This window comes from Microbacterium sp. NPDC059771 (assembly GCF_042732495.1).
Classification (GTDB): Bacteria; Actinomycetota; Actinomycetes; order Actinomycetales; family Microbacteriaceae; genus Microbacterium; species Microbacterium sufflavum.
The window spans coordinates 1704841-1719148 of record NZ_JBHWHK010000001.1 but is presented as its reverse complement, the minus strand read 5'-3'; the positions used below and the strand labels follow the sequence as shown (position 1 = coordinate 1719148).

The window sequence follows — 14308 nt, the reverse complement described above, 5'->3', positions numbered from 1 at the left end:
GCCTTTCCGGCCGCGCCGCCGTGACACCGCCGCCGTCAGAGTACCCAGGAATCGGCAGGGGCCACGGTGCCTCCGCCCGCGTGTCGGATCAGGCGCGCAGGGCCTCGTGGCGGATCACGAGCCAGCCCGCCGGCACCGAGAGCCGGTCGGCGTGCGGGGCGCACAGGTCGTGCGCCTGCGGGTCGTTCGCCGTTCCGAGCGGTCCGAGAGCGGCCATCTGGTCGCCGTAGTCGTAGGTGAGGGTGGCCACGGCCTCACGCGCGCAGCCGACCTTCGAGCAGAGTCGTCCGTCCATCCCCTTCACGCTACGACCCCCGTCGCGAGCGGAGCGGATGCCGCGCCGAGCGCGCGCGCAGCGCCTAGACTTTCGGCATGCCCCGTCGTCGCGCCCACGCCCCCACCGCCCGACGCGGCGCGAGGCACGGACGCCACGGACGACTCGGGCGCAGCGAGGTCGTCCGCCCGCCGCTCGCACCGCTCGACGGGCGGCTCGACCGGTTCGACCTCACGGTGGGCACCGCGGTGGAGTTCCTCCGCGGCACCTGGCCCGAGCTGCAGGAGGTGCGCTTCGAGATCGGGGCGCTCCCCGCGGCCGAGGGCGACGGGGAGGTGCCGCGCTGGCACCTGGACCGCGAGGGGCGACGGATCGTGCTGTTCCGCATCCCGATCGAGCGACTGCTCCCTCCGGGGCACGACGACGCCGCGCACCGCCGTATGGCGATCGAGAGCGCGGTGTTCCGGGCCGCCGCCGAGTACGTCGGCCGCGAGCCGTGGGACCTCGGCCACGACCACTGACCCCGCGCCTCGACCCCCGGATCAGGGGTAGACCGTGATCGACTTCTCCACGCCGGGCGACGGCGGCACCGGCAGCACGCCGAGCGCGCCGGCGGCGGTCAGGGTCACCGCGGCGTGCACGGGTCCGGTGGTGCGCAGCAGGTAGGTCGTCCGCGCGGTCACGTCGATACCGCGGGTCTGCCCCGCCGGCACCGACACCTCCTGCGGCTGACCGCCGTCGATCGGCTCGACCGTGACGGTCGCGTCCTCGTCGCCCGTGTTGGCGAGCTGCAGCCGCGGGGCGGGACCGGCGGGCACGGCGACCGCGGCCTGGTCGTCGAGCTGGGCGGCCGGAGTCACCCACGCGAAGTCGGTGTCGCGTCCGAAGCCGTCCTGCTGGCGGACGGCGGCGACGACCGGGGCCTCCGCCTCGATCTCCACGGTGTAGCGTCCCGGCTCGAGCCCGCTGAGCGCGACCTGCGCGGGGACGTCGGGGTCGAGCGGGACGGAGAACTCGTCCGTCGTCGGCGAGGAGCCCTCGCTGTGCACCGTGACCTTCGCCATGGCGTCGGCGCCGGGTGCCAGCAACCGCAGCACGGTCATGTCGGCCTCGTCGCCGTCGGACGTGAACGTCTGGACCCCCGTGATGACCACGTTCTGCTGCGCGCCGGCCACGGCCTCCTGCAGGTCGATGCCGGCGGGGTCGAGCACGCGCACGAGCGACGACTGCAGGACGGCGCGCACCGGAGCCCCGACCGCGCTCACCTTGACGACCGGTGCCTCGTTGCCGGCGGCGATCGACGTCAGCGGAAGGGCGGTCTGCGTGCGCGCCGGGATGATGACGGTGCGGCCGCCGCGCGTCTCGCCGTACACGGTGAGGGTGACGGTGGACGGCACCTCGGCCGCGTTGGTGAGGATGACGATGTCCTCGGTGCCGGTGCCCACCGCACCGCCGACGAGCCAGGACTCCAGGCGCGGCACCGTGCACGGAGTGGCCGCGAAGCCCGCCAGGTCGTCCGCGGCGAGGGTGAACGACTCGGCGCCCGCGATCAGCGGAGCCGTGCGGCCCTCCACGGCACCGGTGAGCACGGCGACCTCGTCGCCGTCGGCGAGGTCGGGCGTCGCCACTCCCGACGAGGCCGGATCTCCCGACGTACCGCCGGTGGTGAGCGTGGGGGCTGCGGCCGCTGTCATGTCGAGCGGTGCGGACGAGTCGCGTCCGAGCGCCCGGAAGTCGCCGTTGCAGACCAGCACGCTGTCGCCGGGCAGCGGAGTGACCTGCTCCTGCGCCGGTTCGTGCGCCACGGTGGGCCAGGGCGCGTGCACGGCCGCGACGACCCCGATCACGCAGGCGGCGGCCACGGCCACGCCCGTCACGACGCGGGCGCTGGTCGCGGCGACCCGGAATGCGCGGTTGCCGCTCATCGGCGCTCCTCCTCGGGCTGCGGTGCGGGGGTGTCGTCGTCCGATTCCGCGGCGTCCGCGGGCTCGACCTCGGCCTCGGGAACCGGTTCGGCGATGGGCGCCAGGGCCTCGTCCGTCAGAGCCGGTTCGTCCTGCGGATCCTCGACCGCGCCGACGGGCGGGTCCTCCACGACCGCGGCCGGGAGATCCTCGGCGTGACGCGGCAGCACCATCGGCTCCTCCGGCGCCCGCCCGACGATGCGCGACTGCGCCCTGGCGGCACGCCGCGACGCCCTGGTCGGGATGGACAGCAGCAGCGCGGCCAGCACCACGAGCAGCTGCAGGGTGATCACGAGCCGCGCCGTGCCCTCCTGCGCCGCGGTGAGCGACGCCGGTGCCGCGGCCTCGCCCTCGAGCCGCCACAGCACTCCGCGCTCGGTGGTGCCCGCGTGGACGAGACCCGGGCGCTGGTCGATCGCGGCGATCGAGGCCGTGCGCAGCGCACGGGCCCGGTCGCCCTCGCCCGCGACCTGGGCGATCAGCACGTAGCTGATGCCCTCCGCGGCGAGTTCGGCCGGTGCATCGAAGTCGCGGGCGGAGATCAGGTCGACCGCGAGCGTGCCGGTGTCGGTGCCCTGGGGCTCGACGGCGGTCGAGAGCATGGTGGTCTGGGCCCCGAGGGTCTCGCTGGCTCCGCGGACCACCTCGACCGCGAGTCCGCCGTCGTTCTGCGGGGTGAGGATGAGCGTCGAGATCGCGCGGTCGCCCGCCGCCTGCGCGGCCACGTAGGCGGGCAGCGTCGACTCCGGCCCGTTGGTGAGCACGGATCGATCGGTGTGGAACGCGGTGAGGGCGGGCAGGGCACACACCAGGAGGGCGGCCGCCGTGACGGTGGTCGCCACGGTGCGCAGCCGCGGCAGCGGGAGCGCCGTGTCGAGCGTGACGGTCGCCGCGCCGAGCACTCCGATCCACGCGAGGCTCAGCCCGGTGCCCGGCCAGATCGGTACGGGGGTGCCCTGCGCGAACGAGACGCTGACGCCGACCGCGAGGAAGGCCGTCGCGACACCGGCGACGGCGACCACCAGCAGCGTGATGCCCGCGCGCCACCGCGGTGAGACGGCCGAGGCGAGGGCGAGCAGCGCGAGCGGTGCGCACAGGAGGGCCGCCCACGTGCCGAGACCGCCGGGCGCGACGGTCGCCCAGCCCGCGAGGTCGGTCGTCGGGAAGCCGAGGGCGATCGCGAGGCGGCCGACCGCGTCTGCTCCGGCCTGCGGTCCCGCCCACGTGAGTCCCGGGTCGGCGAGCAGTGCCAGGGGCGTGCCGTGCAGAAGCTGCCAGGAGATCAACGGCCCGAACAGCACGGCCGTGGGCAGCGGGAGCCACAGCAGACGACCGGCGCCGCGGAACTGAGCCGTGCCGATCACGATGCCCAGCGTCACGAGCCACAGCAGAGCGAGCGCGGGGGCGAGCGAGGGCGCACAGGCGAGCACCGCGGCCAGCAGCAGCGAGGCGCTGCCCGCGGCACCCCACGAGCGGTGCGCGACGACCGCGGAGTGGAACAGCCACGGCAGCAGGAGGTGGGCGAGCACCGCGGCGGGGCGGCCGTCGACGAGCGCGGTGAGGAACGTGGGTGCCAGCGCCCAGGCGATCCCGGCGAAGATCCGCAGTCCGGCGCGATCGGTCACACGGGTCGCGGCGAACCACCCGCCGAGCACCGCCAGGGGCAGCGCCAGGATCCACAGCAGCACGAGAGTGAACGAGGGGCCGGCCGGCCACAGCGAGCCGAGCACCGCGACCACGGCGGCGAAGGGATCGGCGGGGCCGACCACGTCCAGGCCCAGTCCGCGGGTGCCCCAGGCCGCGTCGCCCCACAGCGCCGCGACGGTCTGGCGCAGCGGCAGCAGGCCACCGCCCCCGATGGTCGGCCAGGCGAGCAGCGTGGTGAAGGAGGCGATGCCCACGACCAGGGCGGCCAGCACGACCCATGCGCCGCCGCCGGAGAAGAAGCGCAGCTCGCTCACCGCGCCGTGCTCGCTGCCGTGCCCGTCGTCGAGCCGTCGGCGCAGTTGCGCCGAGGTCACCCGGAGCGGGGCGATGCTGGCCCAGGAGGACGTGCGGAAGGCCCGGATGCGTGCGCGCGAGCGGGCGACGGCCCCGAATCGCAGCATCGCGGCCAGCGCGGCGCCCCACTCGGGCAGCACGGCCTCGGGTCGCTTGCCGATCAGGTGCGTGATCGACCGCCACAGCGCGAGCGGCAGCAGCGACAGCCAGTGCAGCGGCACGGCCGGAAGGGGCGCATAGGCCAGACGGCGGTGCAGCTGCGCGAGGCGCGTGACGTACGCGCGGCGGGAGCGCCCGGAGGGCAGGGCGGCGGGGCCGTCCGGCGCGGCGGAGACCCGGGCGCTCGGCGCGAGCACGACGCGCCCGCCGCCCAGGCGCGCGCGCACCCCGAGGTCGAGTCCTTCGTCGGCGCCCGCGAGTGCCGGATCGGGCCGCAGCGCGTCGCGCACCTCCCCGCGGATCAGCAGGCCGCGGATGTCGGCGCCGAGCGCATCGTCCATGCGGTCGTGCTGGCCCTGGTCGAGCTCCCCGGCGGCGAGCTCGACCGATCGGCCGAGCGCGGTCATGCTCACACCGAGTGACACGATCTCCCGGTCGTTGTCGGTGGCCACGACCTTGGGAGCAACGATCGCGGCGGACGGCGAGCGCTCCAGCGTGCCGACGAGTCGTTCGAGCGCCCGCGGGTGGGGGGCGGTGTCCTGGGCCAGCAGCCAGATCGCAGACCCCTCCGGCACCCGAGGCCTGGCGAGATCGATCGCCTCCGCGAACGAGGTCGACGGCCGCGCCTCGATGATGCCCTCCACCGTGTTCGCGACGGCTTCGCTCTCGCGAGCGGTCGCCGCATCACCGCACAGGACGAGCGTGACGGCGTCGGGGGCGAGCGTCTGGGATCGCACGGCGTCGAGTGTGCGGAGCAGCTGCGCGCGGGCCGAGGGGCCGGGGCGCGCGACGATGATGGCGTGAACTCGGGCTGGCATGACGTGGTCAGCCTATGCGCGCGATCGTCGGCGTCGGGTCAGGGACCCCGGCGCGCCCGCGAAGCCGCGCGGCGTGATCGCCTCAGCTGGCGCGGCGCTTGAGCTTGCGGCGCTCGCGCTCGGAGAGACCGCCCCAGATGCCGAAGCGCTCGTCGTTGCTCAGCGCGTATTCGAGGCATTCGCCACGGACGTCGCACGCGGTGCAGATGCGCTTGGCGTCGCGCGTCGAGCCGCCCTTCTCGGGGAAGAAGGCCTCGGGGTCGGTCTGCGAGCAGAGCGCGTCGCTCTGCCAGGCGAGGGCGTTGTCGTCGTCCGGGTCGGACCGGCGAACCCCGGGAACACCGAGGTTGACCGGATCGACGAACCAGTTCTCCGGCACATCGGAACGGTAACCCGTCATGTCGACCTCCAACCCTTCAAAAACCGCCCCCCTGGCGGGCCGTGCTCACCTAATTACACCGGTGTGATTCGCTCGGGTCAAGTCGCGGATCGTAAACCCTCAACGGATTCTTGAAGGTTCATGGACGCCCGTCGGCGTGTCGCGGTCGTGTCAGCGCCCGGGCGTCGCCACGAACGCCTCGCCCGCACCACCGAGGGTGAGCGTGCGCTCCTCGGCGTCCGCGAACACCGCCGTGCCGACCGCCGCCGTGAGCTCCTCCCCCGTCGCCGTGGCCACCCGCACCGCACCCGAGGTCGCGAGCACCATCGTCGGGCCGTCCACCGCGAGCGTCACCGGCTCGCCGTCCAGCGCGACCCGCCGCAGCGCGAAGTCCGGCACGGGCACCGGGTACTCGGTGATCGCCTGGCCGTCCTGCGGACGCAGCACCGGCACCTCGCCCGTCGTCGTGTCGAGGATGTGCAGCAGCTCGGCGACGTCGATGCGCTTCGGGGTCAGTCCGCCGCGCAGCACGTTGTCGCTCGCCGCCATGATCTCCACACCGAGACCGGAGAGATAGGCGTGCAGCAGCCCGGCCCGCAGGAACACGCCCTCACCGCGGCGCAGCACGACGTGGTTCATCAGCAGCGCCACCACCACGCCGGGGTCGCCAGGGTAGTGCCCCGCGATGCCGGCGACCGCCCGCACCGTCTCGGTCCACTCCCCCGCCTCGCCCGCGGCCGCGGCGATCACGGCGGCCGTGATCTCGTCGACCTCCGCCTGGGCGTCGCCGCCGAGCAGCCAGCCGATCGCGGAGCCCAGCGGGTCGGACTCCTGCTGGAGGAGCTCCCGGAGCCGGGAAACCCCCGGTCCCGGCGCGAGCGTGTCGAGGAGCCGGAGCGACTCGGCGACGGGGCGCAGTCCGCTCAGCGACTCGAAGCGCTCGCTCAGCGCGACGATGAGCTCGGGCTTGTGGTTGTCGTCCCGGTAGTTGCGCTCGGGGTCGTCGAGGGGCCGTGCGCTCTCCTTCGCCCACCCGGCCTTCGCCTGCTCGATCGTCGGATGCACCTGGATCGACAGCGGGCTCCCGGCTGCGAGCAGCTTCAGCAGGTAGGGCAGGGTGCCGCCCGTGACGCGGTCGAGCGTGCCGTCGCCCACGACCTCCGCCGGGTCGCCGGGGTGGTCGCCGAACCACACCTCGGCCTCCGGTGCGCCCGTCGGGGTGCGCCCCTCCAGATCGGCCAGCAGGGTCTCGGATCCCCAGGCGTAGTCGCGGGGGGCGTTCGTGAGCGCGAGCAGCATGCCCCCAGCGTAGAGCCCCGCTGCGTCGCTCAGGATCGCCGCGCGTCCGTCGCGGTAGCCTGAACGCGATGGCCCAGTACACCAAGCACCCGGTGGCCCCCCTTCCCACCGCGCCGGAGCGCGAGTCGACGGGGCACCTGCTGCTGCGCGGGTACGTCATCCTCGTGCTCTTCGTGGCCTTCGCGCACTCCGCCGTCTACAACCTGCTCGGCGTGGTCGGCGCCGCCGCCGTGCTGGGACTCTTCACCGTCGCGACCCTCGCGATCGGCATCCCGATGCTCGCGCGTCGTCGTCCGCAGCCCTTCCGCTGGCGACGCCTGCCGTGGGCCGCGCTGGGCTACACCGCACTCGCGCTGGTGTCCGTGGCATGGTCGCAGTGGCGCGGGCCGACGATCGCGACCGGGCTGCTGCTCGCCGCGGTCACCGTGAACGGCCTCTTCATCGCGCACGTGCTCACCTGGCACGAGATCGTGCGCGCGCTGTCCTCCGCCTTCAAGTGGATCCTCGGACTGTCGCTCGCCCTCGAGCTGTGGGTGTCCCTCGTGCTGCACGGCCCCCTGCTGCCGAACTTCGTCGACCTGCCGGACGGCGAGATCGACCCGCAGTGGTACTGGGTGCGCGACAACCTGTTCGACGGTGGCCGCATCCAGGGCATCGTGGGCAACGCGAACCTGCTCGCGATCGTGTCGCTGTTCGCTCTCATCACGTTCGGCGTGCTGTTCGCGGCACGGGCGCGGTGGCGCACCACCCTCGCGCTGTGGATGATCCTCGCGGCCTACTTCCTGCTGCGCACCTCCTCCGCCACGGCGCTGGTGTGCGCGGGCGCCGCTGTGGTGGTGCTGGTGGTGGCACTGGTCATGCGGCGGGCGTCGACCCCGAGCGCCCGCACGCGCGTGTACGTCGTCGCCATCGGCTCGACCGTGATCGTCGGGGCCGCCGTCTGGCTGCTGCGCGGGCCCCTGCTGTCGCTCCTCGGCCGCAGCGCCGACCTGACCGGGCGCTCGGAGAAGATCTGGACCAAGGTCCTGGAGCGCGCGGGCGAGCACCCCCTGTTCGGCAACGGCTTCTCCAGCCCGTGGGTGCCGAGCGATCCCGCGTTCGACCACTGGATCGTCGACCACGGCATCACGGTGTTCCACGCGCACAACATGTGGCTCGACGTGCTGCTGCAGCTGGGCGTGCTCGGCGTCGTGCTGATGGCCGTCGCCTACGGCAGCCTGCTGTGGCGCTCCTGGTTCTTCGCGGTCGACCGTCCGCGGTGGGACCTCGACGCGCACCGACCGTTCTCGCCGATCACCCTGCTGCCGAGCCTCTACACCATCGTGCTGCTCGTGCAGGGCCTGACCGAGTCCACGCCGATCATGCTGTGGGGCTGGCTGCTGCTGGTCCTGTTGTCGTTCAAGCTGAAGTCCGTGCCGCTCGTGGGCGTGGGTGAGCGCGACCTCGTGTTCGAGCGCGGGACGACGCAGCGGCGGGTGCCGTGACGCCGGGTCGCACGATCACCCGGCTCCTCGGGTCGGCGGAGTTCGCGCGGGCCTTCACGCTTGCGGTGCTGCTGGCGGTGTTCGGCTCGTTCCTGATCGAGCGGATGACGTCTCCCGTCACCCTCGCCACGATCGTCACGCTGCTCTGCGTGCTGGGAGCCGCGATCCTCTGGGTGCGCCGCGAGGAGCTGTCGCTGCTGCGCCTCGCGCCCTCGTCGCTGATCGCGTTCCTCGGCTGGGCACTGGTGAGCCTGGTGTGGACGACCGATCGTTCGGACACGTTCTTCGGCTGGCTCTCCCTGCTGGGCTTCGCGTTCCTCGCCATCACGGTCGGCCACATCCGCGACACCCTCCAGACCGTGCGGGCGCTGGGCGACGCGCTGCGGGTGCTCCTGACGCTCTCGCTGGGCGTGGAGATCCTGTCCGGCGTGCTGCTCGACATCCCGTTCTCGTTCCTCGGCGTGCAGGGCGACCTCGCGCTCGGCGGACCGGTGCAGGGCGTCTTCGGCAGCCGCAACATGCTCGGCTTCATCGCCGTGATCGCGCTGATCACCTTCGTGATCGAGTGGCGCACGCAGTCGGTGGACCCGCCGCTCGCGGTCGTGTCGATCGCCCTCGCCGGCGGGCTGGCGTTCCTGTCCTCCTCGCCGACGGTGCTCGTCCTGGCGGTGGCGGTCGGCATCGTGACGGTGGCGCTCACGATCGTGCGGCACACCTCCCCCGCGCGTCGCACCATGGTCCAGTGGGGCCTCGGGGCGCTGGTCGCCCTCGCCCTGGCGGTGGCGTTCGCGCTGCGGCACCAGATCATCGCGCTGCTGGACGCCGGCTCCGATTTCTCGATGCGGGCGACCCTGTGGAACATGATCCTCGACTTCGTGTCGATCAAGCCGATCACGGGGTGGGGCTGGTTCGGCGACTGGGCTCGCGGGGAGTATCCGTTCACGTTCATCAACTTCCAGCTGGGCGAGCACCACCAGAGCGCGCTGAACGCGTTCTTCGATGTGCTGCTGCAGCTCGGCACGGCCGGCCTCGTGCTGTTCCTGCTGCTGGGAGGAGTCGCCCTCATCCGCTCCTGGCTGGTGGCGAGCGTGCGCCGATCCGTGGTCTACGCGTGGACGCCGATCACGCTCGTGACGCTCGCCGTCGATTCGATGTTCGAGAGCTTCACGCTGGTGGGTGCCGGCTGGTTCCTGCTCGTGCTGTGCGCCCTGCGCGCCGGGCAGTCCCGCTCATGGCGCGAGAACATCGACGCCGCGCACACCGGGGCCATCCCGACCCTCCGCCCCCAGGGCTAGGGTCCGCGCCGGAAGTCAGCGCAGCGAGCGGAGCTTCTCCGACCAGGCCAGTGCATCGCGCACACCGTCGTCGACCGAGCGCTCGGCGCGCCAGTCCAGCACCGCGGCGGCACGGTCGACGATCGCGTACGCGCCCGCCTGGTCGCCCGGGCGTCGGCCGGTCTCGACCACCGGCAGCACCTCGCCCGTGACCCGCTCGAACGCCTGCACGAGCTCGCGCACCGTGACGCCGTCGCCCGTGCCCAGGTTGATCACCTGGTACGGCTCGTCGGGCGTGGCCACGCGGTCGAACCGCTGCACCGCGGCGACGTGCGCGAGAGCCAGGTCCCAGACGTGCACGTAGTCGCGCAGCCCGGAGCCGTCGCGCGTGGCCCAGTCGGTGCCGGTGATGGTGAAGGGCTCGCCCGAGGCGTGCGCCTGCATGATCTTGCCCAGCGCGTGCGAGGGCGTGGGGTTCTGCAGCCCCGTGCGCAGGCGGGGGTCGGCGCCGATCGGGTTGAAGTAGCGCAGCGCGATCGCCCGGAAGTCGCCGGCGGCCGCTGCGTCGGCGAGGATCTGCTCCACCATGGCCTTGGTGGTCGCGTAGGGGCTCGCGGGCGCCAGGGCACCGCTCTCGTCGACGCCGTCACCCGACTCCCCCGCGTACACCGAGGCCGAGGAGCTGAACACGACGCGCGGGACACCCGCGTCGCGCAGCCGCTGCAGCAGCACGATCGTCTTGCCCACGTTGCTGTCGTAGTAGCCCAGGGGGTCGGCGACCGACTCCGGCACGACCACGCGCGCCGCGCAGTGGACGACGGCGTCGATGTCGGGGTGGTCGGCCAGCAGCCGGTCCAGCACCGCGTGATCGGCGATGTCGCCGACGTAGAGGTTGCGTCCGTCGCCGAACACCTCGAGCCCCTTGGAGAGGTCGTCGAGCACGACGACCTCGATCCCGGCCTCGATGCATGCCGTCGCCACGGTCGATCCGATGTAGCCGGCGCCGCCGGTGATCAGTACCTTCATCGCGGTCAGTCTAACCAGGCGGGCTGGGCGCGACCGGGGAGGCTCTCCGCGGATCCCGAGGTGACGAACGGTAGGCTACTCACTGCTCGTCGAGTCGCGCGCTGCCCACCGGCGGCGTCCCGCGACACCAACATCGGAGAACCTCCCTGTGGCCCACGTCCTTCAGAATGTCGTCTTCCCGCTCGATCGCGACCCCGACCTGCTCCCGCTCTACGCCGACCCCGAGACCTGGTCCGTGATCGAGAACGAGCCCGTCCGGGTGTCCAACAGGGCGCACCTGGGCAACATCCTCGGCCGTCACCGTGCGCGCATCGTCGCCGGTCGCCGCGTCTCCCTCGGCACCTACTTCAACGCCTTCCCCGCGTCGTACTGGCAGCACTGGACGAGCGTGCGCGAGGTGCAGCTCACGGTCCGCACGACCGGACCCGCCACGATCCTCGTCTACCGCTCGAACGGCAGCGGCGTGCGCCAGCGGGTCGCCACACGCGAGGTCACCGGAGAGGCCACGACGTCGTTCGACCTGGCGCTGACGCAGTACAGCGACGGCGGATGGATCTGGTTCGACGTGGTCGCCGACGAGAAGCCTGCCGTGCTGGAGGGCGCCGAGTGGACCACCGAGCACGAGCCGGCCCGCACCGGCAAGGCCTCGCTCGGGATCACCACGTTCAACAAGCCCGACTACTGCGTCGAGACGCTGCGCGCCCTGGCCGCCTCGCCCGATGCCCTCGAGTTCGTCGACCGCATCTTCCTCGTCGACCAGGGCACGCAGCTGGTCCAGGAGCAGGACGGCTACGACGACGTCGCCGAACGCCTCGGCGAGACCCTGCGGGTGATCCGGCAGCCGAACCTGGGCGGCTCCGGCGGCTTCGCCAGGGCGATGCACGAAACGCTGCAGCGCCCGGAGAGCGACTTCGTGCAGCTGCTCGACGACGACGTGCGCCTGGAGCCGGAGTCGCTGCGCCGGTCGATCGTGTTCGGACAGTACGCGACCACGCCCGTGCTGGTGGGCGGCCACATGTTCGATCTGCTCGACCGGCCCAAGCTGCACGGGTGGGCCGAGGTGGTCGACCAGGCGCCGTTCATGTGGCGCAACCTGTACCAGGAGCAGATGCCGCACGACTTCGGGGTGTCGAACCTGCGCCAGTCGACGCTGCTGCACATGCGCATGGACGCCGACTACAACGGCTGGTGGATGTGCCTCATCCCGGTCGAGGCGGTCCGTGCGGTCGGCCTCGCCCTCCCCGCGTTCATCAAATGGGACGACGCGGAGTTCTGCCTGCGCGCCGGGGAGGCCGGATTCCCCACCGTCTCGATGCCGGGCGTCGCCCTGTGGCACGTCTCCTGGGTGAACAAGGACGACACGATCGACTGGCAGGCCTACTTCCATGCCAGGAACCGCATCGTGGCCGGGCTCCTGCACTCGGAGGTCCCGCGCGGAGGTCGCCTGCTCCGGCACAGCCGGCGCGTCGACCTCAAGCACCTGATGATGATGCAGTACTACCCGGTCGCCCTCCGTGCCAGGGCGCTGCGCGACGTGCTGTCGGGGCCGGAGCACATGCGCCGGAACATCCGTACCGCGATGCCCGCCGCGCGGGCCCTCGCCGCCGAGTTCCCCGAGACCGTGGTGCACCGCGACCCGTCGCGCGTGCTCTACTCGCGTCGCGGGCGCCAGGTGTACAAGCAGGTGTCGAAGAACGACCTCGACAACCCGACCGGTCTGCGGCTGCGCTGGTTCACGCTGACCACGCTGGTGTCGCACTGGATGCACCGTCCGCACCCGGCGAACGTCGTGCAGCCGGAGGCCGAGTTCGGCAAGGAGGATGCCCAGTGGTGGCGCGTCCCCTCCTTCGACAGCGTGCTGGTGAGCACGGCCGACGGCTCCGGAAAGAACATCTACACGCGCGACCGCCGCCAGTACCGCCGCATGCTGCGCGAGAGCGTCCGGCTGCACGCCGAGCTCCGGCGCCGGTGGCCGGAGCTGCGGGCGCGCTACCGCGAGGCGATGCCCGATCTCGTCTCCCCCCAGTCCTGGCAGCAGATCTTCGAGGAGAAGGCATGACCGCGGCCCCCGCTGCATTCGACCCCACCGCAGCGACCATCGTCATCGTCACCTTCAACCGTTCGCACCTGTTGTCCGGGCTGCTCACCAGCATCACCGCGATGGACCCGAAGCCGGGCCGCGTGGTCATCATCGACAACGCGTCGGCCGACGACACCACCGACGTGGTCGAGTCGTTCCGTGACGACATCGGCACCGAGATCGTGTACCGGCGCCTGCAGACGAACACGGGCGGGTCCGGAGGCTTCAGCGAGGGCATGCGCACCGCGTACGAGCTCGGGTCCGAGTGGATCTGGATGATGGACGACGACGTGGAGGTGCTGCCGGACGGCCTCGCCAGGATGGGCCGCTGGGCGCCGCGCTTCAAGAGCATCCAGGGCCGCCGGTACGACTACGACGGCAGCGAGTTCTACTGGCAGTACCGCATCGCCGAGCGCATGGGCATCCCGATCCCGTTCGCCCCGGCCGGCTTCGACGAGTCGGGCTACAAGCACATGAACAGCGGCTGCTTCGAGGGCATGTTCATCCACCGCTCGATCGTGCAGCAGATCGGGCTCCCCGACCCGCGGTTCTTCATCTACTGGGACGACCAGATGTACGGCTGGCTGGCCTCGCGCCTGACCACCGCGGTCATCGTGGACGAGTTCGTGCTGCGTCGCACGCGCGAGATCAAGCAGTGGGACATGGGCATCCGGCACATGAACGCGTCGAGCAACGCCTACCGGTACTACATCATGCGCAACCGCGGCTTCATCAAGCAGTACTACCGCGTCCACGGCGTGTACAACCCTGTGCTGTTCGGCCTCGGCACCGCGGCGACGTTCGCGAAGGAGCTCATCCGGCTCGTCTTCGTCGAGCGCACGGTGCGGGGCACGAGCAACCTGTTCCGCGGGATCCGCGACGGCGGCCGCGTGGGCCGCGACCGGTCGTGGCAGCCGATGACCCCTCTGGAGGCATGACGTGACCGATCCGCAGGAACCGCAGCCGGAGCTCCGCTGGGCCCCGCTTCCGCCCACCCCTGAGCGCAAGGGGCGGGTGTGGCTGATCGTCGGCCTCTCGGTGCTCGCCCTCGCGATCATCGGTGCCCTGCTGTTCTTCCTCCTGCCTCGCGGAGACGGCCCGACGCCCGGACCGAGCGCCTCGCCCTCGCCGAGCTCGACCCCCACGCCGACCGCGACGCCGACGCCCACGGCCACGCCGACGGCGGGCCCGCAGCCGAGCCAGACGCCGATCGTGACGCAGCCGCCGGTCGTCGACCCCACCGTGGAGGCTTTCCGCGGACAGGTCTCCGGGCCGCTGGCCGACGCGCTGCGCGGGCTCGACATCGTCGCGGGCGCGAGTGGTCAGGACGCACTGCCCGTGGTGGACACACTGCAGGAAGACGCGCGACGCCTGTCCGACCTCCCGGCACCGTCGTCGATCGCGGACAGCTGGCGCGACGGCACCGCCTCGTACACGCAGCGGCTCAGCGAGCTGCGGACGGCGATCACCGACGGCGGGAACACCGCCGGCGCGGTCGATGCCGCGCGCACGGCGGCGCAGAGCCTGCGGAGCCTCGTCGGCCTCTGAGC

Annotated in this window: 12 protein-coding genes; 6 read left to right on the top strand and 6 right to left on the bottom strand. The window is 72.4% G+C overall.

The window, feature by feature from the left end; genetic code table 11:
• Window positions 1-88: 88 nt before the first annotated feature.
• Complete coding sequence (locus ACFV3I_RS08130; RefSeq protein ID WP_136032271.1) at window positions 89-295, bottom strand: DUF3499 family protein; 207 nt, start codon at window positions 293-295, stop codon at window positions 89-91.
• A gap of 77 nt (window positions 296-372) precedes the next feature.
• On the opposite strand from ACFV3I_RS08130, the gene ACFV3I_RS08125 reads away from it, so the two are divergent.
• Window positions 373-795 (top strand): hypothetical protein, encoded by a 423-nt coding sequence (locus tag ACFV3I_RS08125; RefSeq protein ID WP_240744592.1) that lies wholly within the window; start codon window positions 373-375, stop codon window positions 793-795.
• A gap of 21 nt (window positions 796-816) precedes the next feature.
• Here the strand turns inward: ACFV3I_RS08125 and ACFV3I_RS08120 are convergent, their stop codons facing one another.
• From ACFV3I_RS08120 to manA, 4 genes are all read right to left on the bottom strand, one after another.
• Complete coding sequence (locus tag ACFV3I_RS08120) at window positions 817-2199, bottom strand: DUF5719 family protein (RefSeq protein WP_378822684.1); 1383 nt, start codon at window positions 2197-2199, stop codon at window positions 817-819.
• Window positions 2196-5216 (bottom strand): glycosyltransferase, encoded by a 3021-nt coding sequence (locus tag ACFV3I_RS08115; protein ID WP_378822683.1) that lies wholly within the window; start codon window positions 5214-5216, stop codon window positions 2196-2198. Before ACFV3I_RS08115 ends, ACFV3I_RS08120 begins: the two co-directional genes overlap by 4 nt.
• An 82-nt stretch (window positions 5217-5298) precedes the next feature.
• Window positions 5299-5616, bottom strand: a complete 318-nt coding sequence (locus ACFV3I_RS08110; protein WP_136029858.1) for a WhiB family transcriptional regulator — start codon at window positions 5614-5616, stop codon at window positions 5299-5301.
• A 150-nt stretch (window positions 5617-5766) separates the two neighbouring features.
• Window positions 5767-6894 (bottom strand): mannose-6-phosphate isomerase, class I, encoded by a 1128-nt coding sequence (gene manA / locus ACFV3I_RS08105; RefSeq protein WP_247638605.1) that lies wholly within the window; start codon window positions 6892-6894, stop codon window positions 5767-5769.
• A gap of 68 nt (window positions 6895-6962) precedes the next feature.
• On the opposite strand from manA, the gene ACFV3I_RS08100 reads away from it, so the two are divergent.
• Window positions 6963-8378 (top strand): O-antigen ligase, encoded by a 1416-nt coding sequence (locus tag ACFV3I_RS08100; protein ID WP_136029863.1) that lies wholly within the window; start codon window positions 6963-6965, stop codon window positions 8376-8378.
• The gene (locus tag ACFV3I_RS08095) at window positions 8375-9673 is read left to right on the top strand and encodes an O-antigen ligase family protein (RefSeq protein WP_136029864.1); all 1299 of its coding nucleotides are present in this window, start codon (window positions 8375-8377) and stop codon (window positions 9671-9673) included. The genes ACFV3I_RS08100 and ACFV3I_RS08095 overlap by 4 nt, the downstream gene beginning before the upstream one ends.
• A 15-nt stretch (window positions 9674-9688) precedes the next feature.
• Here the strand turns inward: ACFV3I_RS08095 and galE are convergent, their stop codons facing one another.
• Complete coding sequence (gene galE, locus ACFV3I_RS08090; RefSeq protein WP_136029866.1) at window positions 9689-10678, bottom strand: UDP-glucose 4-epimerase GalE; 990 nt, start codon at window positions 10676-10678, stop codon at window positions 9689-9691.
• Between the two features lie 148 nt (window positions 10679-10826).
• Here galE and ACFV3I_RS08085 point away from each other — a divergent pair, with 148 nt between their 5' ends.
• Genes ACFV3I_RS08085 through ACFV3I_RS08075 form a run of 3 tightly spaced genes read left to right on the top strand, consistent with a single transcriptional unit; the run spans window position 10827 to window position 14306 of the window.
• Complete coding sequence (locus ACFV3I_RS08085) at window positions 10827-12737, top strand: glycosyltransferase (protein ID WP_378803578.1); 1911 nt, start codon at window positions 10827-10829, stop codon at window positions 12735-12737.
• On the top strand, window positions 12734-13696 hold the full coding sequence (locus ACFV3I_RS08080) for a glycosyltransferase (protein ID WP_136029870.1): 963 nt from the start codon (window positions 12734-12736) through the stop codon (window positions 13694-13696). The genes ACFV3I_RS08085 and ACFV3I_RS08080 overlap by 4 nt, the downstream gene beginning before the upstream one ends.
• Before the next feature lies 1 nt (window position 13697).
• Window positions 13698-14306 carry a hypothetical protein gene (locus ACFV3I_RS08075; protein ID WP_247981498.1) on the top strand — a complete coding sequence of 203 codons (609 nt, stop codon included), beginning with the start codon at window positions 13698-13700 and terminating at the stop codon, window positions 14304-14306.
• Window positions 14307-14308 lie beyond the last annotated feature (2 nt).